12 protein-coding genes are annotated in these 22,315 nt (G+C 42.7%); all 12 read left to right on the forward strand.

The features are described 5' to 3' along the window. Positions 1 to 10 precede the first annotated feature (10 nt). Entirely contained in the window at positions 11 to 3,553 is a 3,543-nt protein-coding gene (locus AC3E9V_RS02725) for a SusC/RagA family TonB-linked outer membrane protein (protein WP_488751651.1), read from the forward strand. A 45-nt stretch (positions 3,554 to 3,598) separates the two neighbouring features. Next, positions 3,599 to 5,566, forward strand: coding sequence for a RagB/SusD family nutrient uptake outer membrane protein (locus AC3E9V_RS02730; RefSeq protein WP_488751652.1), 1,968 nt, complete (start codon positions 3,599 to 3,601; stop codon positions 5,564 to 5,566). 22 nt (positions 5,567 to 5,588) lie between these two features. After that, positions 5,589 to 6,830, forward strand: coding sequence for a DUF5000 domain-containing lipoprotein (locus AC3E9V_RS02735; protein WP_488751653.1), 1,242 nt, complete (start codon positions 5,589 to 5,591; stop codon positions 6,828 to 6,830). A gap of 19 nt (positions 6,831 to 6,849) precedes the next feature. Next, positions 6,850 to 7,530: a DUF4998 domain-containing protein gene (locus tag AC3E9V_RS02740; protein ID WP_488751654.1), complete on the forward strand. Its 681-nt coding sequence runs from the start codon at positions 6,850 to 6,852 to the stop codon at positions 7,528 to 7,530. Between the two features lie 224 nt (positions 7,531 to 7,754). Then, a complete protein-coding gene (locus AC3E9V_RS02745; RefSeq protein ID WP_488751655.1) occupies positions 7,755 to 8,933 on the forward strand; it encodes a glycoside hydrolase family 88 protein in 1,179 nt (392 codons plus the stop codon). Between the two features lie 8 nt (positions 8,934 to 8,941). Further along, on the forward strand, positions 8,942 to 12,079 hold the full coding sequence (gene lacZ, locus AC3E9V_RS02750) for a beta-galactosidase, LacZ type (protein ID WP_488751656.1): 3,138 nt from the start codon (positions 8,942 to 8,944) through the stop codon (positions 12,077 to 12,079). A gap of 126 nt (positions 12,080 to 12,205) precedes the next feature. Continuing rightward, the gene (locus AC3E9V_RS02755) at positions 12,206 to 13,045 is read left to right on the forward strand and encodes a glycoside hydrolase family 16 protein (protein WP_488751657.1); all 840 of its coding nucleotides are present in this window, start codon (positions 12,206 to 12,208) and stop codon (positions 13,043 to 13,045) included. A gap of 66 nt (positions 13,046 to 13,111) precedes the next feature. Next, complete coding sequence (locus AC3E9V_RS02760) at positions 13,112 to 15,268, forward strand: glycoside hydrolase family 43 protein (RefSeq protein WP_488751658.1); 2,157 nt, start codon at positions 13,112 to 13,114, stop codon at positions 15,266 to 15,268. Positions 15,269 to 15,277: 9 nt separating this feature from the next. Further along, positions 15,278 to 17,083 carry a glycoside hydrolase family 2 protein gene (locus AC3E9V_RS02765; protein ID WP_488751659.1) on the forward strand — a complete coding sequence of 602 codons (1,806 nt, stop codon included), beginning with the start codon at positions 15,278 to 15,280 and terminating at the stop codon, positions 17,081 to 17,083. A gap of 94 nt (positions 17,084 to 17,177) precedes the next feature. After that, positions 17,178 to 17,744, forward strand: a complete 567-nt coding sequence (locus tag AC3E9V_RS02770; RefSeq protein WP_488751660.1) for an RNA polymerase sigma factor — start codon at positions 17,178 to 17,180, stop codon at positions 17,742 to 17,744. Positions 17,745 to 17,886: 142 nt separating this feature from the next. Beyond that, on the forward strand, positions 17,887 to 18,879 hold the full coding sequence (locus AC3E9V_RS02775; RefSeq protein WP_488751661.1) for a FecR family protein: 993 nt from the start codon (positions 17,887 to 17,889) through the stop codon (positions 18,877 to 18,879). 155 nt (positions 18,880 to 19,034) lie between these two features. Next, positions 19,035 to 22,280 (forward strand): SusC/RagA family TonB-linked outer membrane protein, encoded by a 3,246-nt coding sequence (locus AC3E9V_RS02780; protein WP_488751662.1) that lies wholly within the window; start codon positions 19,035 to 19,037, stop codon positions 22,278 to 22,280. Positions 22,281 to 22,315: the final 35 nt, after the last annotated feature.

Consider the following 22,315-nt stretch of genomic DNA (forward strand, 5'->3'; position numbering starts at 1 on the left):
TGAGAATTTTATGAAAGCAATTTTACACTCTAAGAGAAGAGTTTACATGAATTTATTAAGCGTATTATTAATGAATGTCTTTTCCATGAGTTATGTGCAGGCTGGCGACCTGACAGCAACTACTTCAGGAAATGACATTTCGATGAACCTTAAGGAAGTCTATATAGACGTTGACCTGAAGAAAGCCTCGGTTAAGCAACTTTTTGGTGAAGTTGAGAAACGTACTGATTTTAAATTCTTTTACGATAATGAAGTGCTGAGAAAAAAATATTCTTTCACTTTCCATAAGTATGTTTCACTCTATGACCTGTTGTTTGAGGTTTCAAAAATTTCTGACCTGCAGTTTAGACAGGTAAATAAGAACATCAATGTTCGAAGCAAGGGAAATGAAGAATCCAGTCGAAAATCAGCAGTCCCTATGCAAAGTATCAAAGTGATAGGAAAGGTAAATTCTGAAGAATTACCTGAAGGAATACCTTTCGTGAATATCTTAGTCAAGGGAACTTCAACAGGTACTGTCACGGATATAGATGGCAACTATTCAATAGAGGTGCCCTCTGAAAGTTCGGTTTTAGTGTTTACATCCGTAGGCTTTACTCCTCAGGAGGTAACGGTTGGTGATCAGCGTGTCATAAACGTGATATTACAAGAAGATGTTCAGGCGTTGGAAGAAGTGGTAGTAACTGGTTATGGAAATACCCAGAAGAAGGAAAGCCTTGTTAGCTCTATCACTACGGTCAGTGCAAAAGACCTTAAAGTCTCTTCAAGTAATTTAACAACAGCTCTTGCAGGTAGGATTCCCGGAATGATTTCTTACCAGAGATCAGGTGAGCCGGGCCAGGACAACTCGGACTTCTTCATTCGGGGTCTGGGTACTTTCGGTGCTGGTAAACGCGACCCACTGATCCTGATAGATAATATCGAGTCTACTACTACCGATCTTGCGAGACTTCAGGCCGATGATATTGAAGCTTTTTCAGTATTAAAGGATGCGACAGCAGCGGCCGTTTATGGTGCACGAGGAGCCAATGGAGTAATTCTGGTGACAACTAAGTCCGGAGAGGCTGGTGAGACGAAGTTTCAATTCAGGGCTGAAAATAAATTATCAGCCAATACGCAGAACTTTAAGTTGGCTGATAATATAACCTATATGGAAATGGAGAATGAAGCCTTCCTTACCAGAGGATTTTTACAAACTCCTAATTTTCCTAAGGATATTGAAAGAACTGCTGTCGGTGATAATCCACTTCTGTATCCCAGTAATGACTGGATAGACCTGCTTGTTAAGCCCTATACCCTTAATCAATCTTATAATATGAGTGCCAGTGGTGGAGGGAAACGAGCCAGGTATTATTTATCGGGCACTTATAATGTAGATAATGGAGTGCTCAATGTGGAACCCATCAATGATTTTAATAACAATATCAAACTTATCAACTACTCTATACGGTCTAATGTGGATATCCAGCTTACCAAAAGTCTGGATGCTTCTATCAGGGTTTATGGTCAGTTTGATGATTACACAGGACCTTTAGGCGGTAAGGACAGGGATGGAAATAGTATAAGTGGAGGACAGCGCATATTTAATTTGGCAATCGCAGCCAATCCTGTGAAGTTTCCTGCTGTCTATCCATCTGAATTAAGGCCGTTTATTGAACATCCGCTCTTTGGAAGTGCTGTGAGTAGCAATGGGAATTCCCTTTTGGTTAATCCATATGCGGAGATGGTAAAAGGGTATGAAGTGTATAAGGCTGCTACCCTTCAACCTCAGATAGAACTAAATCAGGACCTGTCCTTTCTCACTAAAGGCTTGAAAGTGGGAGTAATGGGATATGTGAGAAGGTATTCTCGATATACTATTAAGAGATCTTATGACCCATTTTATTATACTTCTACTCCCACCACAACCGGTGATGTAGAATTGAGGTTGTTAAATCATGGTGAGAATAATACATCTATCGGGACTCCGGGATCAGAAACGCTCGGGTTTGAGTCTGCAGGAAATGTAGCAGACTCAAGGGTTTACCTGCAGGCTACACTCAACTATGGTCGAACGTTCAATGAAAAGCATGACGTAACTGCGTTTCTCATTGGTTTGCTGCAAAGTTTTGAAACAGGAGATGTTCGAGGTGGCTTACAAGGATCCCTACCGAGAAGAAACCAGGGGATTTCCGGTAAGTTCACTTATGGGTTTGATAATAGATATCTTGCTGAATTTAATTTTGGATATAATGGTAGTGAGCGATTTTCAAAGAAAAACAGGTTTGGCTTTTTCCCTTCGGTAGGAGTGGCATATCATATTTCTAATGAAGATTTCTGGACGCCTATCAAAGGGTTTATGGACGATCTAAAGATCCGCTTTTCTTACGGGTTTGTAGGAAATGACCAGATTGGCGGTAACGATGATCGATTTTTCTACTTATCTAATGTTGAACTGGCCAATGAGTTTTACGGTGCTCAGTTTGGGGAATTTCTTACTGAAGAAAGAGATGGAGTATTAATAAACCGGTATGCAAATAGCAAGATCTCATGGGAAACTTCCGAGCAATACAATATAGGTGTTGACATGACCCTGTTCAATTCATTGGACATTGTTGCCGAGATCTTCAAACAAACCAGGACTAACATACTAAACAAACGGACTTACATAGGATCTACGATGGGTCTCAATCCAGTGGCTGAACCCCAGGCTAATACCGGAAAAGCTGAAAGTAAAGGGATTGACCTTTCTGCTATCTATAATAAGTATTACGGGAGGAATAAATTTCTTCAACTGAGGGGGAACATGACTTATTCCACCAGTAAGATATTAGCCCGGGATGAAGTTTCTTTTCCTGAAGGTGAGGAATACAGGTCAACCATAGGCAACTCTGTTAACCAAACATTTGGTTTTATTGCTGAGCGTCTGTTTGTTGACGATTATGAGGTCGCCAACTCCCCGCGACAGTTTGGGATTTACCAGGGTGGTGATATCAAATACCGTGATGTAAATGGTGACAGAATTATTTCTGATGCAGACAAGGTACCTATTGGTTTCCCTACAGTTCCGGAAATCATTTACGGTTTTGGAGGTACAATCGGTTTTGGCAGTATTGATATTGGAGTATTTTTCCAGGGAGCAGCTCGAACCTCATTTTTCATAGATCCCAGAAAAATCACACCTTTTGATTTGTATGGATTGGAAGGTTCGGAAGGATTGGCCCAAAATGGATTACTTAAAGCCATTGCAGACAGCTACTGGTCAGAGGAACATCGAGATGTGTATGCATTTTGGCCAAGGCTTAGCAATACGATTGTAGATAATAATACCAGAACTTCTACCTGGTGGATGCGAAATGGCTCCTTCCTCAGGCTGAAGAACGTGGAAATCGGCTATACATTCCCTGAGAGGGTGGCGGATAAACTTCACCTGGAAAGTCTCAGGCTTTACGGACGGGGAACCAATCTTTATGCCTGGAGCAGGTTCAAGTTATGGGATCCTGAAATGGGAGGAAATGGTTTAGGGTACCCTATCCAGGCTATTTATGCAGTTGGAGCTTTAGTTAACTTTTAATCGGGAGTAAGAAGAATGATGAGTATAAACATTTCAACTATTAAAATGAGGATCAGAAGATATATACTAGTTGTAGCAACAGTATTTCTGGCTGGTTGTGAGAGCTACCTGGATGTTGTCCCTGATAACGTAGCGACAATTGAAGATGCCTTCTCGTTAAGACAAAATGCGGAAAGATATCTGTATAATTGTTATTCGTATTTACCCAGACACGGTAACCCTTCTTATAACATTGGTTTGCTGGGTGGTGATGAAGTTTGGTTTGACCAATTAGGTTTTGGACAGGGAGCTCCTTTTTTTATAGCCAGAGGAGCACAACGAGCGGCGGATCCATATTTTAACATGTGGTCAGGGACAAATGGTGCGACACCTACTGACAGACCACATAAGCTGGCACCTTATGGCAGGGACCATTATGGCCTCTATCGTGCAATCAGAGAGTGCAACACCTTTATTGAAAATGTTTCTGACTATAACAAAATACCCGACCTAAACGATAGTGACAGGGAACGATGGCTGGCAGAAGTAAAATTTTTGAAAGCATATTATCATTTCTACTTACTGCGTATGTATGGCCCGATCCCCGTGATGTACGAGAATATACCGATTTCAGCATCTGAAGAAGAGGTCCAGGTATCTCGGAGACCGGTGGATGAGTGTGTGGACTATATCGTAAGCCTGCTTGATGAAGCAACGCAGATTCTACCAAACTCCATCTTAAACAGAGGAGCAGAGCTAGGTAGAGTCACTGCTCCGGTTGCTCTTGCGCTAAAAGCAAAAGTTCTGTTAACTGCAGCTAGCCCTCTTTTCAATGGCAACCCTGATATGGCAGGGCTTATGAATAAAGATGGAACTCCTTTGTTCAATCAAGAGGTCAGTGTCGAAAAATGGCAAAAAGCAGCTGATGCAGCAAAGGCAGCTATTGATGCAGCAGAAGGAGCGGGACACAAGCTTTTTGAATATGTAAATGAGACACCAACTGAGCTTTCTGACACAACCCTTTTAGAGCTTTCGTTACGTCAGGCTGTCACTGAGCGATGGAGTGATGAGGTAGTCTGGCCTAATACTCAGAGCATGGTCACTACACTTCAATTCAATTGTATTCCTCCTTTAGAGCCTGGAGTGGACCATCGAATAGCCAGAAAGGTTTTTAGTGCACCATTAAAAATGGCCAGGCTGTTTTACTCCAAAAATGGCGTACCCATAAGTGAGGATAGAACACTGGATTTTTCGGGTGAAGCAGAACCCAGGGTAGCTACTGAGGATGAACGCTTTTACATAGAAGAAGGAGGAACTACCGCCAGGTTAAATTTTGATCGGGAGCCCCGGTTTTATGCTTCATTGGGTTTTGATCGATGTGTTTGGTATAAACGAGGGAAGCAAGATGGAAGCAATGAAGCATCAGACGAAAATACTTTTGTGCTGCATGCACTAAACGGTGAATATGGTGGCAGTAGCCATACGTTCTTTTTCAATGTTACAGGATACTACATAAAAAAACTGGTAGACTATAATATCGCTACGCCAGCTGAAGGAGTTTCTATTGTAAGACCATATGCCTGGCCTGAAATGCGGCTTGCCGACCTGTACCTGATGTATTCGGAAGCTTTAAATGAAGCTGGTGCTGATGCAACAGTGGCCCTGGAATATGTTAATAAGGTCAGAGAGCGGGCTGGGCTGGAAGATGTCCAAACTGCATGGTCCAACTATTCTAATAACCCTAATAAGTATACAACTCAGCTGGGCAGAAGAGAGATTATACAGCAGGAACGACTCATCGAGCTGGCATTTGAGGGACATCGGTACTGGGACCTGTTGCGTTGGAAACGGGCCGTGAAGGAATTTAATGATCCCATCACTGGGTGGTACGTAAAAGGACAGGAATATGTCTCTTACTATCAAACCACCACCCTTTGGAATAAAGAGTTTGTGGCTCCAAGGGATTATTTCTGGCCGATTGCGGAGCAGGACCTAATTGAGAATCCTAACCTCGTACAAAATGTTGGATGGTAGAATTGAAAGAAAAACTTACACAATGAAACAGTTATACAATATAATGTGGCTATTGACGGGCTTGCTCCTGATATTAGCATGTGAAGAGAATGGTCCGGATCATGAACCCATTAATAGTGAATCCACTAAACCCGGGGTTGTAAGTAATATACAGGTTACTTCACGTCCCGGAGGAGCCCTGATCCAATACACACTTCCGAACGATGACAATCTGCTGTACATCCGAGGTGTGTATAGGTTAGCGAATGGCAGGGAGGTAGAGGTAAAATCCTCTTTCTATAACAATTACCTGATCGTTGAGGGATTGGGTGATACTGAAGAGCACTCAATTACACTCTATGCTGTCAGCCGGAGTGAAGTAAGTTCTGACCCTGTAGAAGTTAACTTCAAGCCTTTAGAGCCTGATTTTTGGGATACCTTTAGAAGCATTCAATTGTCGGCTACTTTCGGTGGTATGAACCTGCAGGCAACTAATGCTGCACGGGATGATTTGGCCTATTTGATCCTGCAGCAGGATGAGATTACAGGTGATTGGGAAGCGCTTTCTACATCCCTGTACAGTGGAGCTGAGGAAATTAATTATACGCTACGTGGCTATGATTCGGATTCTACTTACAAATTTGGGTTGGTTATAAGAGATCGGTTTGAAAACTATACAGATACTATTTTCAAATCCATCAAGCCTTTATTTGAAGAAGAGATCCCTTCAGATAATTACACATTCAGGGTGCTTCCGGAAGATGCTCCCAGGCATAACTCTACGACAAACCCACAAGCTTTGTGGGATGGGAACATTGCAGGTTGGCCAAACACCGTCTTATTGACCCAGAGTGCCTATACTCCTTTTGTGCCTCATATGATTACAGTGGACATTGGCAGTGAGGTTCAGTTAAGCAGGGTTCACTTGTGGGATTATCCTGAATGGGGCGATGGTGGACAGAATGTATATTATGCACGGGGAGCTATGCGAAGGTTTGAGGTGTGGGGATCTACAGAATATAATCCTAACGGGGAGCTTGACAGTACCTGGGTAAAGCTGGGTGAGTTTGAAAGTATAAAGCCCTCGGGTCTTCCTGAGTGGGTGGTAAATAATGATGACATAGAAGCCGGACAAAGAGGGTTTGATTATGAGTTTCCACCATCTATACCAGAAGTCCGCTATTTGAGGTTCAGGTGTTTGGAAAACTGGGAAGGAGGGACCTTTATGGCCATAGCCGAAATTGAACTGTATGGAGATGACGGAGATCCTTCCAATAATGATTAAGATTTAATAATAGAGATAGATGAAATACTTTGTAATAACTTTTTTGACGGCTTTGAGCATTTGTTTTTTCACAAATTGTTCAGAGGAAGATGAGTACAGGAAATTTCTGGAGGGAGGAGAAATTTATTATCCTGGCAAAATCGAGAATGCAAGAGTTTATTCCGGTAAGCGACAGGTTAGGTTATATGGACTTTTTATCAGTGATCCGAAGGTCACTCAGTGTTTGGTTTACTGGAATATTCGTCAGGATTCAATTATTTTCCCGGTATCCCGGACCAACATTGTAGATACCCTGGATGAGGTTATAGAAGCAGAGGAGGGTATACATAACTTCGAATTTATCACGATGGATGATGAGGGAAACAGGTCTGTGGTGGTTAATACTACTGGTCAATCCTATGGAGATAACTTTGAAGCTCAACTTTATAACCGTCCGGTCATTAATACATCGTATGTAGAGGAGTCTGATTCCATAGCAATAGCATGGGCAGGTATGGATCTCTCCACCGGAGCCTATGAAACTGAGGTTCAGTACAACTTGGGGACTAACACAAAATCCCTGAGGACGCCATTGTCTGCGGACACCACGTTCATACTGGACTATGATGGTACCGGACTGAAATACAGAACATTCTTCAGGCCTGATTCTACCTGTATAGATGTGTTTTGGACGGATTTTGAGGAAATAAATACTGATTAGCCGTTTGTTTTAAAACTGAGATTTTAGGCATAAGTTCTGAACGAACTGAGTCACCAACAATCAATGCCTTCACGTCAAAATCGAAAAAAAATGACAAGAATTTTGACATAATTTATTATAATCGTAAAAAGTACATTTATTTTTAGGCTTTAAAGGGGTGGGGATTGATTGTTGTTTTTAAATAGGTTTCGAATTAAAAGGCGCATCAGTTATAATATTTGATAATGAGGCATAAAATTCATATTTATATCCTGATCTTGTTTTTGCTCATTTCGTGTAAAAATGGTCAGGATAAAAATCACGTGATAGGGGATAGTTTTCAGAGTGCTGTATCACAATATAAGCATATGAAAGGCCTCCTTTCTTCTGACAAATTCCCCAAAACCTACGAAGATGGCCAACTAAAGACGAGTAATTCCGGGTGGTGGTGTAGCGGGTTTTATCCCGGTACACTTTTGTATTTATATGAACACACCCGGGACTCGGCCCTTTTGGAAGAGGCTGACCGGATGCTGAAAGTCCTGGAGAAGGAAAAGTATAATACCACAACCCATGATCTGGGTTTTATGATGTTTTGCAGCTTTGGTAATGCGTATAGGATTACTGGTAAGGCAGAGCATAAGGAAGTAATTTATCAGTCGGCTAAATCACTGGCGACCCGTTTTGACCCTACAGTAGGGTGTATCAGGTCGTGGGATCCAGCACCATGGAATGCTAAATGGGAGTATCCGGTGATCATCGATAATATGATGAATCTGGAATTACTGCTATGGGCCGGTGAAAACTTTAGTGATACCACCCTGACTAACATTGCGATAACTCATGCAAATACAACCTTGCAAAATCATTTCCGGGAGGATTTTAGTAGTTATCACGTAGTCTCCTATGATACGTTGACTGGTGAGGTCGAGAAGAAAAATACCGATCAGGGTTATGCGGATGAGTCGGCCTGGGCAAGAGGACAAGCGTGGGGGCTTTATGGGTTTACAGTGATGTATCGCTTTACCAGGGACCCCAAATATCTGGATCAGGCAAAAGGCATTGCTGATTTTATACTGAATCACCCTAATTTACCAGCCGATAAAATCCCCTACTGGGATTTTAATGCTCCGGATATTCCTGAAGCGAAACGTGATGCTTCCGCAGCAGCGATAATTGCCTCATCTTTGTTAGAATTAAAGGATTACGTAAGTGATAAGAATAAGAAGCGTTATTTCAATGCAGCACAAACTATGATCAAAACGCTTTCAAGTCCTGAATACATAGCTGAAAAAGGCACAAATGGTGGGTTTATAATAAAGCATAATGTAGGTAATATGCCTGATGGAACAGAAGTGGATGTTCCACTCTCGTATTCAGACTATTATTTTGTAGAAGCTTTACATAGGTACGTAGAAGATTAATTAAGAAAATGAGTAGAATCGTAGCATTGAAAAGAATTAAGACATTTTTAATTGGAGTAATAGCAGGTTTATCAATAGCCTGTGCTCAGGGTCAAAGTAATGAATGGGAAGATCCGACCATCATTGATCGGAATAAGCTAGAGGGACATACCGATTTTATAGCTTATGACAACCTTCCCAACGCCAGAGCTGATGAGTACGAACGGTCTCCATATTTTAAATCTTTAAATGGTACGTGGAAGTTTAATTTTGTTAAGAAACCGGCCAATCGACCTGAAGGATTCAGCACAGAAGATCTGCTTGAACAGGGAGATAGATGGGAAAACATTACCGTGCCATCCAACTGGGAAATAGAAGGCTTCGGATTACCTATTTATACAAACATTACCTATCCATTTCCAAAAAACCCACCATACGTAGATAATGAGTATAATCCTGTAGGAACCTATTGGAGAACCTTTGAAGTGCCAGCTACCTGGGATGAGCGTGAGATCATTCTTCACTTCGGATCGATCTCAGGATATGCAAGAGTATTCGTCAATGGAAAGGAAGCAGGTATGACAAAAGTATCAAAGTCACCTTCCGAATTTAACGTTACAGAGTATGCACAAACTGGTGAAAACCTGATAGCTGTTCAGGTCTTCAGATGGCATGATGGGCGGTATCTGGAGGATCAGGATTTCTGGCGATTGAGCGGGATCGAGCAAAATGTCTATTTGTATAGCTTACCAAAGCTATCCATCTGGGATTTCTTCCTGAAAGCAGGACTTGACGAAAATTACCGGAATGGAGTCTTCAGCGCTTCTGTGGACCTCAAAGCTTTTGATAGCGAAGTACCTGCTTCGGGCAGCATCAAATTAGACCTGATAGAAGCAGGCGAAGAAAAGCCCGTATATTCAGATGAAAAATCATTTAATGGAGTACAGCAGCCTGTACAATTTTCTACTACTGTCAAAAATGTAGCCAGGTGGAGTGCCGAGACCCCAAACCTTTATGATTGCATTTTGACACTAAAAGATGCTTCAGGTAACACACTAATGGTAACCGGTGAGCAGGTAGGATTCCGCACAGTGGAGCTGAAAAATGCTCAGATGCTGGTAAACGGAGTGCCAGTCCTCATGAAAGGAGTAAACCTTCATATCCATCATGATGAACTGGGGCATGTCCCATCTGTAGAAACCATGATCAAAGATATCCAGCTGATGAAAGCTCATAATATCAATGCTGTACGTACCAGTCATTACCCTCAGCATCCAACCTGGTATAAGCTGTGTGATAAGTATGGACTGTATCTGGTGGATGAAGCCAATATAGAAACACATGCTATGGGTGCAGAGCATCAGGGGTGGTTTGATAAAGATAAGCACCCCGCATATCTCCCTCAATGGGCGCCAGCCCACATGGATCGTATCAAAAGGGCCGTAGAACGGGATAAGAACCACCCATCTGTAATTATCTGGTCTATGGGTAATGAATGTGGAAATGGCCCCGTATTTCATGATGCTTATAAATGGATCAAAGAACGCGACGAATCCAGGTTGGTGATGTTTGAGCAGGCAGGCGAAGACTGGAATACGGATATTGTAGGCCCTATGTATCCGGGTATGGGAAGTATGAAACGATATGCCGAATCAGACGAAAAAACCAGGCCGTACATCATGTGTGAGTATTCTCACGCCATGGGCAACAGTAACGGTAACTTTCAGGAGTACTGGGACATCATTATGAGTGACCCGAAGATGCAGGGAGGATTTATCTGGGACTGGGTAGATCAGGGCCTTAAGGCTGAAGACGATATGGGAACTTACTGGGCATATGGTGGAGATCTGGGAGGATTGAATTTTCAGAATGATGAAAATTTCTGTGCAAATGGACTTGTATCGGCTAACCGGACACCACATCCGGGGATTGTAGAGGTAAAAAAGGTTTACCAGAATGTGCTCTTCTCATTGAAAGATCCGATGGGCGTGGTAGAGGTACAAAACCTGTTCGATTTTACAAATCTTGATCAATACACCTTTAAATGGGAACTGTACAAAAACGGAAGTCTCGTGGAGAGTCAACCCTTCAAAGTAAAAGCCGGCCCGCATGAAAAGGCGGAGGTAAAGCTCAAGCTGCCAAAAATTCAAACCAATGCAAAAGATGAATACTATCTAAACCTGTTTGCTTATACTAAAACCGCCACAGAGGTACTTCCTGCAGACCATGAGATAGCCCGGGAGCAACTCTTGCTGGGTGAAAAAGAAAATTACTTTAAACCTGAAAGTGTAACAGGTGATTTGAAGATTGAAGAAAAAGAAAATTCGATCGAGTTTTCATCCGGATCCATTTCAGGAGTTTTCAATAAAGAGAGGGGTGGTTTTTCCCAATACAGAAATGGGGATACGTGGCTCAGACTTCCGGACCCTTATTTCTGGAGAGCTCCTACCGATAACGATTTCGGGAATGGAATGCCTTCACGTCTTGGTGTATGGAGAACAGCGCATGAAAATAAAAAGGTTAAAGATGTAACCGTAGGAGACAAAACAGAATCAGGATTACCAATTACTGTAAAGTATGAATTGACGGATATAGGAGTACCTTATACTACTGAATATCTAATCCGTAATGATGGATCTATAAAGGTCACTGTAGCAATGGATATGCAAGGAAAGGACCTGCCGGAATTGCCACGATTTGGGATGAGGACACGCCTTGGCGAGGAATTCACTAATGTGGAATACTATGGTCGAGGACCGGGAGAAAACTACGCTGACCGGAAGAGCGCTACATTTATGGGTATATGGAAGTTTTCTGTCAGCGATCAGGTGATGCCCTATATCCGTCCTCAGGAATTTGGCAACCGGACAGATACAAGATGGTTAAAGGTAACCAATGATGCGGGTGAAGGCATTTTGGTGGAAGGAATGCAGCCGCTGAATTTCAGTGCCCTGAATGTAATGGCAGAAGATCTGGACCCCGGACTTACCAAGAAGCAGCAGCATCCTACTGATATTAAGATCAGAGATTTTACTACGCTGCATATCGACCTGGCTCAGCGAGGGCTTGGTGGAGATAATAGCTGGGGAGCGTTACCTCACAAGTCTTATCGTTTGGAAGAGGATGGGTATACCTACAGTTTTGTCATTAAACCGGTTAGTGAATAGCATCATTTATGCCTGGAAAATAAATAGACGAACATCTATCAAATTTATAGGCATTTCAATCTGGAACCATCAGTCAAAATCCTCATGGTCAGTAGATCAAAAGTGTGTTTGAAATGGGCTAGTCAGATGAGATTTTTTGTAATAGTACTGCTAACAGCAGCATGTTCGCTCTCTGAAAAAAGTCCGGAAGGTGCTGAGGGATATCAATTGGTTTGGGCAGAAGAATTCAATGAAGGTACCAAACCTGATTCATCAGACTGGTCTTATGAGCGTGGATTTGTCCGCAACGAAGAGCTACAGTGGTATCAGGCTGAAAATGCCAGCATCAGGGAAGGGCTACTGGTCATAGAAGGTCGTCGGGAGAAGGTGGTCAACCCCGGCTTTGACCCTTCTGATGCAAGCTGGAAAAGAAACAGGCCTTATGCTGAGTACACTTCCTCAAGCATTAATACCCGGGGCAAACACTCCTTTCAATACGGTATTTTTGAGATAAAAGCACGTATAGACACTTCCAGAGGCATGTGGCCGGCCATATGGACTCTTGGTGTTGAGAAGCCCTGGCCGTCGAACGGTGAAATTGATATCATGGAGTTTTATCGTGTAAAGGATACCCCTGTCATTCTGGCCAATGCTGCCTGGGGTGATCATTGGAGCAACACCTTATGGGATAGTGAAAAGGTCTCATTGGATCAATTTCTGGAGAAGGACCCTCAATGGCCTGAGAAATTTCACCTGTGGAAAATGGAATGGACTAAGGACTATATCCGGCTTTATTTGGATGACGAATTGTTAAACGAAATTAACCTCACCAGGACCACCAATACAGATGGATTTAACCCATTCCATCAGCCCCATTATATCCTGTTAAACCTCGCTTTGGGAGCAAATGGCGGCGATCCTTCCACTACTACTTTTCCACGGGTTTATGAGGTGGATTATGTGAGAGTGTACCAGAAGGTCAACTAATCATTCTCAATAAGTGTAGTTAATACGTTTATTATTACATTTGGTAATTCACAAAACAAAAGTACTATGAAATACCGGTCCTTTATTTCTTTTAAGAGCGTCATCACTGTAATGATTTTGTTTCTTGGCCTTGTAGGGGCAAGTTGTGTATCTGAAAACGAGCCCTACGCAGGATACTTATTTGCGTACTTTACGGGAAATGGTCCCGGACAGGAGCAGGTATACTATGCAGTTAGTTCGGATGGTTACAATTACCGGGCACTCAACAACAATCAACCTGTTATAGACTCCAGGAAGATCAGCACCAGTGGTGGTGTACGTGACCCCCATATTTTGCGGGGAGAGGATGGTATGTTTTACATGGTGCTAACGGACCTGTATGTACCGGAAATGGGCTGGCAGAATTATGCGATGGTTTTACTCAAGTCCCCTGATTTGATCAACTGGACCCATACTGTGATCAATATTCCTGAAACCTATCCGGAAAACTTCGGTGATGTGAACAGGGTATGGGCACCGCAAACTATTTACGATAAGGAGACTGATAAGTATATGATCTACTGGTCCATGCGTCATAACCAGGATGCGGATATCATTTACTATGCTTACGCTAATGAAGACTTTACGGGGCTTGAGGCGGAACCCAGGCAATTACTATTCAAGAATGGTGCATGTATAGATGGAGACATTGTCTACAAAGATGATAAATACCATTTCTTCTTTAAGAATGAAGACGAAGGAGCTAAAGGGATTCTGAAGGCCGTTTCGGATAAGATCAATGAAGGCTATGAAGTAGGAACGGACTATGTAGATCAAACCGATCAGCCTGTGGAAGGCTCCGGTACTTTCAAGTTGATTGGTTCGGATAAGTATATTCTGATGTATGATATGTATACTTCAGGTAAATATCAGTTTTGCGAAAGTGCTGACCTGGAAAAATTCCAGGTGATTGATCGGGATATATCGATGAACTTCCACCCACGGCATGGTTCAGTTATTCCAATCACTCAATCTGAGCTGGATGCCTTAAATGCGAAGTGGGGAACATTGGATGAAGGCGCGATTGTGACCAGCTTATCTGACCAGGTAAAGAATATTAATATGGTTATCGAGGAGGAAGAAGGTAAGATCTATTTACCGGTAAAACAGGGCACAGACCTATCATCTTTTGACCCACAGTTTATGGTATTTCCGGGAGCCGAGATCTCCAGTAGTGGGACACAGGATTTTACGGCCGGAGCAGTGACGTATACAGTTTCTCTGAATGATCAATCAAAGACTTTTGAGGTAACCGCTTCTATAAATGTCAATCCTGTGCTTGAAGGGTACTATGCGGACCCTGAAATTATCTATTCGGAACGAGAACAGAAGTATTACCTTTATCCTACAAGCGATGGGTTTCATGGGTGGTCCGGGAAATATTTTGAAACCTTTTCATCAGTTGACCTGGTCAGCTGGGAGCCGGAGGGCACCATACTGGACTTGCGGACTGATGTGAGTTGGGCCAATCGCAATGCCTGGGCTCCAACGGCTACCGAGAAGAAAATGGGCGATGACTATAAGTACTTTTATTACTTTACAGCGGCTCAAAAGATCGGTGTAGCGGTATCGGATGATCCTCAAGGACCATTTACGGATAAGGGAGAGCCACTTATTGATTTTAAACCTGAAGGAGTACGTGGCGGACAGGAGATTGATCCCGATGTATTTACAGATCCAAAAACGGGTCAAAGCTATCTTTATTGGGGGAATGGCTATATGGCAGTGGCCCTGCTCAACGAAGACATGACCTCTATTGATAGCACTACCATTCAGGTGATGACACCAGATGACACCTTCAGGGAAGGTGCTGAGGTATTTTACCGCAATGGGACTTATTATTTCCTTTGGTCAGAAAACGATACCAGAGATCCTGATTACCGTGTCCGGTATGCTACGGCCAGCGCACCCACTGGTCCTTTAAACATTCCGGAAGATAATCTTGTAATCGCTAAAGAGCCGGAGCTTGGAGTTTACGGCACAGGCCATAACTCAGTTATTCAGGTTCCTGGCAAAGATGAATGGTATATTGTCTACCATCGATTTACCAGGCCAGATGGTATTAATATGGGAAGAGCTGCCGGGTTTCATCGCGAAGTATGTATTGATAAACTTGAGTTTGAACCGGATGGCTCCATCAAAAAAGTAATTCCGACACTAGAGGGGATATCCTCGTTAAAATAAGAGAACAATATGCATACCTTTTTTAAGAACCTTTCAGTAGTCTTTTTTCTTGTAAGCGCACTACATGCATTAGGCCAGGACACTTATCCATTGATCACCAATGTTCCAAATCGTGATGCGATACGGCTGGATGGGAAGTGGCGGTATATCATAGATCCCATGGAAAATGGGTACTATAACTATCGCTACAATGTAAACCCGAATGGATTTTTCAAAAACCGAAAGCCCAACTCACCAAGTGATCTGGTAGAATATGACTTTGATAATGCAGATCTGATCAATGTTCCGGGAGACTGGAATACACAAAAGGAGGATCTTTTCTTTTATGAAGGGACCATCTGGTACAAGAAGTCTTTCAGTTATGAAAAGAGTGAGAACCGGGCATTTCTCTATTTTGGAGCTGCCAATTACGATGCAAAAGTTTACCTGAATGGTGAAAAACTGGGAGAGCATCAGGGCGGTTTTACTCCTTTTAATTTTGAAGTGACGGATTTGCTAAAGGATGGAGAGAATTTTGTGATTCTGAAAGTGGACAATACACGGAAAAAAGAACAGATTCCCACAGTAAATAGTGACTGGTATAATTTCGGTGGTATTACCCGCTCGGTCAGCTTGTTGGAGTTTCCTCAAACCTTTATCAGGGACTACTACCTTCAGCTCAAAAAGGGCAGCCAAAATGAAGTGGAAGGATGGGTACAGTTGGATGGTAACCAATTCAATGAAGTAACCATTTCCATTCCGGAGGCCAACGTCAAGGTAACTTCAGTGCCAGATGAGAATGGCCGGGCCACATTTAGCTTTAAGAAAAAACTGGAACTCTGGTCAGACACAGACCCCAGGCTATATACCGTTAAAATAAGTTCTGGAGGGCATCATATGACAGACCAGATTGGATTTCGGTCTATCGAAACCGATGGAAATGATATTTTGCTAAACGGGAAACCAATTTTCCTCAAAGGTATTTCCATTCATGAGGTAGCACCTTTCACTGCAGGAAGAGTAATCGCTCCTGAGCAGTGCCGGACGTTGCTTCACTGGGCAAAGGAGCTTGGCTGTAACTTCGTGAGGTTGGCGCATTATCCACATAATGAAGCGATGGTACGTATCGCTGAGGAAATGGGAATGATGGTTTGGTCTGAGATTCCGGTTTACTGGACTATTGAATGGGAGAACAGTACGGTTTTTAACAATGCCCAACAGCAACTGATCGATATGATCAAACGGGATAAAAATCGCGCAGGAGTCATTATGTGGTCCGTAGCTAATGAAACGCCTATCAGTGAGCCTCGAACTGATTTTCTTAAGCGACTGGTAGAGACTGCCAGGTCGCAGGATAATTCGCGACTTCTCACCGGGGCATTAGAGCCTCATTCCAGGGATGGGTTCAGAGTGATTGACGATCCCTTCGGCGAATACCTGGATGTCATTGGGATCAATAATTATTGCGGTTGGTATGGCGGGACTCCTGAATCCTGCTCGGAGCAAAAATGGAAAACAATCTATGAAAAGCCACTGATCATAAGTGAGTTTGGTGGTGGAGCGCTGCAGGGGATGCACGGAGAGTCAGATGTAAGATGGACGGAAGAGTACCAGGAAGCTGTGTATAAAAACAATATTGAAATGCTGAAAGGCATTCCTTTTCTGCGGGGTACTACACCATGGATACTGATGGATTTTTATTCAGCCAGGAGGCCTTTGGCAGACATTCAGGATTACTGGAACAGGAAAGGACTCATATCCGATCAGGGAATCAAGAAAGAGGCATTTTTCGTATTGCAGGAATACTACAGTGAATTTCCGGTCCAGCTGAAGTAGCAAAATTTATATTGAAAAGAGCGATGGCTCATTTCAATTAACTATATTTTTGGCTTTGATACCATCATCCGGTCGTGGGGTGAGGGTTCACTTAATGCGAGCAATATTGGAAACTGAAAGGGACATTGGATCTCAGGAGAAGTATGTAGATTTCCGCAGCTGGTTTGAAGAAGCGTATCGCACCTATTTTGATCGACTTTTTGAGTTTGCCCTTACAGTTACACATGATCAGAAATTAGCCGAAGATGTCGTTTCAGAGGTTTTTTTGAATTTGTGGCGTTTGAGGGATAGGACTGCGGAGATTCAGGATCTGAGTGCATATTTATTCGTTTCCGTACGGAATCAGGCAGTGAAAGAAGTAGCCAACCACCCGTATAAATTCCAGCTTTCTGATTTTGAATTGACTATGAAGAGGATTGAGGGGCTTACTCCCGAGGATCTGCTTATAGAAAAGGAGCTTCTGGTATCCATCAGAAAGTCAATAGAAGAATTACCTGAGCACTGTAAGGTGGTGTATGACCTGATTAAAGTCCGGCATATGAAGTACAGCGAGGCTGCCGCTGAGCTGGGTATCTCTGAGTCAACCATTAAAAATCAGCTTTCCAAGGCCCTGGGCCGCATTAAGCAGGTGGTTAAAGATCATTTAGGAAAAGGAAATTGATATTTTAATAATTATCCACCTCATTTGATGGGAAATATTCAAAGCGTACACGTTTTTTGTCTATCAGGTATAAAAATTTTTGATTTCATAGGAATAGTTGCTGCCGTTTTCCTCTTTATAAGTGAAACAGGAGAAAAACAACTTGAAAGATTCTGACAAAATAAACGGTGTCATTCTTAAGTACCTGGAAGGCCAACTGTCTTCTGAGGATAGCGCGCGACTTACTCAATGGTTAGCTGCAGATGATGATAATCCGAGATTACTTTATAAGCTCGAACAATCCTGGCAGAACAACCGGGAGGTGACTGAGAAAAGCAGGGGAAAGATTTGGGAAAAGCTTTTGAGTGATACACAAGAGAGCATTCCTGGAAAAAACCGAATTATAAATACTTACTACAAGCCTGTTTTAAGAATTGCTGCGATTTTAGCTATTGGGTTTTTTATTGCTCTGTTTCTTAACACCAGTGTAAGAAATGACAAAAATAAACCACATATCACTTACATAGAGAAAGTAAGCTTACCCGGTCAGAAGATCAGTGTAAAACTTCCCGATGGCAGTAAGATAAAGCTTAATGCCGGCAGCAAGCTTATAACACCGGAGCACTTTGCTTCTGATGAACGTAAAGTAGAGCTGGTAGGGGAGGCGTTTTTTGAGATAGAACCTGATAGATCCAGGCCTTTTATAATAAAAACGAGAGACCTTGATGTGAAGGTTTTAGGAACGTCCTTTAACGTGCGGGCCTATCCTGAGGAGAATTCTGTTCAAGTAGCCGTAGCAAGTGGGAAAGTGGCTGTTCATCATAATAACAAAGGTAAGCCTATCGAATTAGAGCCAGACCAGATGGCCATTTGTGACAGACTTAACCAATCATATAGAGTGACCGGCTATGACCATAAAGAAATACTTAGTTGGAAAAACAAAACACTGTACTTCAAAGAGGAAAATATTAAAGAAATCGTACGAACGCTTGAAAGATGGTATGGAGTCTCAATCCTGATCAGGAAAGAACTTGATATGAAAAGAGATTTTTCCGGAGAGTACCATAATAAGTCATTACAGACCGTATTGGACGGGCTGTCCTACATATATGATTTTGAATATACAATTAATGATGAAACTGTAATTATAAATTAATGATGATGTACAACTCAACATAATCACAAAAAAGCTCATGATGCTGGATGGAACACGGCAATGTTTTCCAGCAATCATGAGCCTGGAGTCTTTGATAAAATTTTTTACCAAAAACCAATCTTATGAAAACAAAATTAACTAAAAAATTAATTTGGATGTCGAAGTGTGCTATCTATGGAATAGTTATACAGATATCTCTCTACTCTTTTGCTTTTGCCTTAGAAAGCGAGGCGCAGAAGAGCTTGGATAATATTACGATTGACCTGGGAATTAACGATAAGAGAGTAACCAGGGTTTTTGAGGAGATTGAGCAAAAAACAGAATTCAAATTTGCTTACAAGAAAAGTGAGATCCCTAAGATAAACATAGACCTGAACTATGGACAACGGTCAATGGCGGAGTTGCTTACCGAAATTTCCAGGCAGTCCAGCCTTTCTTTCAGGAGAATAGATCAGACCATTCACGTAAAGCCTCATCGGATCTTAAAAGATCGTGTGATTGAGGATATAGTAGTACAGCAGGCGGAAGTAACAGGTAACGTCACGGATGAAAATGGAGAACCATTGCCTGGCGCCACGATTGTTGAAAAAGGCACTACCAATGGTACCATAACTGATGTGGATGGAAACTTCAGGCTGACAGTAGCAGAAGATGCTGTTCTTCTGGTCTCATTTGTGGGGTACAAATCGCAGGAGATCACCGTGGGAGAACAGACCCAATTTGATGTTTCCCTTCAGCCGGATTACGCTAGTCTGGAAGAAGTAGTTGTGGTAGGATATGGTACTCAGAAAAGATCTGACGTGACTGGATCGGTAGCATCTGTTCCTAAGGACCGGCTGGAGAACCTACCCGTAACCAACCTCATGCATGCTATACAGGGGACCACAGCTGGATTAAATATTACGCAAAATAGCTCAGTGCCTGGTAGCTCCGGAACGATGCAGGTCAGGGGAGTTAACTCGATCAGTGCGAATACCAGCCCGTTTATTGTCCTGGATGGAGTGCCCTTTTTTGGACAAACCAACGATATCAACCCCAATGACATTGCATCCATTGAAGTGCTAAAAGATGCTTCTGCGGTTGCTATTTATGGTACACGAGGCGCCAATGGGGTCATTCTGATCACGACTAAACGAGGATCTGATATTGATGCCAAACCGACAGTTCGCTACAGTGGCTATGTTGGATTTGAAGAAATAGCTAACGTATTGGAACCTATGGGTCCGGATCAATATGTACAGAAGTATGCCGATTTTCTGGATGCAAATGGACTGGCACAAACCGCGGTATTACCCAATGCGGCAGAAGTAGAAAATTATGATCAGGGAATTACCAGTGACTGGATGGACCTTGCGACACAGCCGGGGAGGATCCAGGAGCATAACTTAAGCGTATCCGGAGGCACAAAAAATGTGCAGTACTACCTCTCCGGATCTCATCTGTCCCAGGATGGAGTAGTAGAGGGCTATAAGTTTAAGAAGACCACCTTCCGGGCCAATCTGGACTCGAAAATCAATGAGTACATCAAAATAGGTACGTCAGCCTTTTTTACAGAGAATAATTCAGACGGTGGACGTGTCAACTTGCTGGAGGCCACAGCCATGAGCCCTTATTCGGTCCCCCGGGATGAAAATGGTGATTACATCATTTATCCGATGGCACCAGAGCAGCTATTCCTTAACCCGTTATTGGGATTAACCAGAGAGCGTGTAGATCGTGACAGAAACCTGACAGGGACTGGGTATGCAGAAATCTCAGCTCCATTTCTGGAAGGCCTGAAGTATCGGATCAACGGATCCTATAATTACAATCTGGATCGATGGTCGCAATACACAGGTCGGGCAGCCAATGACCAGAGTGGTACGGCTGAAATCGCCTACGACGAGTCCTCCAATTGGGTGGTAGAGAATATTGTGACATACACTAAGGATTTTGGTAAGCATCATGTGGATGTTACAGCGCTGTACAGTGCACAGAAAGTAGATGATTTTGGGTTTGAAGCTCAGTCTAGAAATTTTACAAATGATGGATTGCTGTTTTACAATCTGAGTGCAGGTAGTACACAGTCCAATGATTCCTATGGCAATGGATACTCATTAGTTTCCCAAATGGGGCGGATCAACTATGCTTATGATAGCCGGTATTTATTGACATTGACTGCTCGAAGAGACGGTTATTCAGCTTTTGGGGCTAATACAGATAAATATGGGTTGTTCCCGTCACTTGCTGTTGCCTGGAATGCCAGCAATGAAAGCTTTTTGAGCACCTCTCCCATTGTGGATCAACTTAAAGTTCGGTTTTCCTATGGTGAAACCGGAAATCAGGCCATCGATCCGAATCAAACCGTATCTACTGCTGAGGCAGTTCAGTACCCATTTGGTGGTACGGCGCTTACAGGTATTCTTTACAATCGATTGGGTAACCCTAACCTAAACTGGGAAACTACAACTGCGACTAACGGAGCTATTGATTTTGGGTTTATTAAAAGCAAAATATATGGAACTGTAGAGGTTTATAAGACAGTAAGCAAGGACCTGCTACTAAGGAGAAACCTGCCTAATACATCGGGTTTTAGCAATGTATGGGCTAATCTGGGTAAGATGCAAAATGTGGGTTTCGAGTTGACTCTGAATACTGTAAATATTGAACAAAACGACTTTTCCTGGGAAACCGGCTTGAATTTTTCGACTTACAAAAACAAAATTCTGGAACTTTACGGTGATGGTGAGGATGATATAGGAAATCGCTGGTTTATCGGTGAACCGCTCCGTGTGGTTTATGACTATGAAAAGTTGGGTATCTGGCAGGAAGGTGAAGACGTGAGTTCAACTGATCCCATTTCTCAGCCTGGTGATCTAAAGTTCAAGGATCAGGATGGTGATCAGCAGATTACAGCAGAAGACAGGGTGATCATTGGTCAAAGAGATCCGAAATGGATCGGCGGATTAACCAATACCTTTCGATATAAGAATTTTAACCTGAGAGTATTTATTCAGACCTCACAGGGTGGATTGCGTAGCAACAGGGATTTGACGTACGCAGATGAAGCAGGTCGTAGAAACCTGCCTGAAGGGTTCAAATACTGGACGCCTGAAAACCCAAGCAACTATTGGCCATCTTTAGCAGCTTTTAATAATTATAGAGGATATTCGTTTTCTGAGGATTATAGTTATGTACGTATCAAAGACGTTCGCCTAAGCTATAGTTTACCGGCTGATCTCCTGGACAAATATGGTATCCAAAACATGATCGTGTACATCGCAGGTAGAAACCTCTATACGTTCACTGACTGGTTTGGCTGGGATCCTGAGATGAACTATGACTCGAGAGGGGGAGGTGACTGGACGAACAACTATCCTCTGGTTCGTACCATTTCACTTGGTCTGAATGTTTCACTCTGATCTGATGGTTTCACTTAAAAAATTGAATCAAATGA

The sequence above is a fragment of the Marinoscillum sp. HNIBRBA16962 genome (assembly GCF_057801515.1).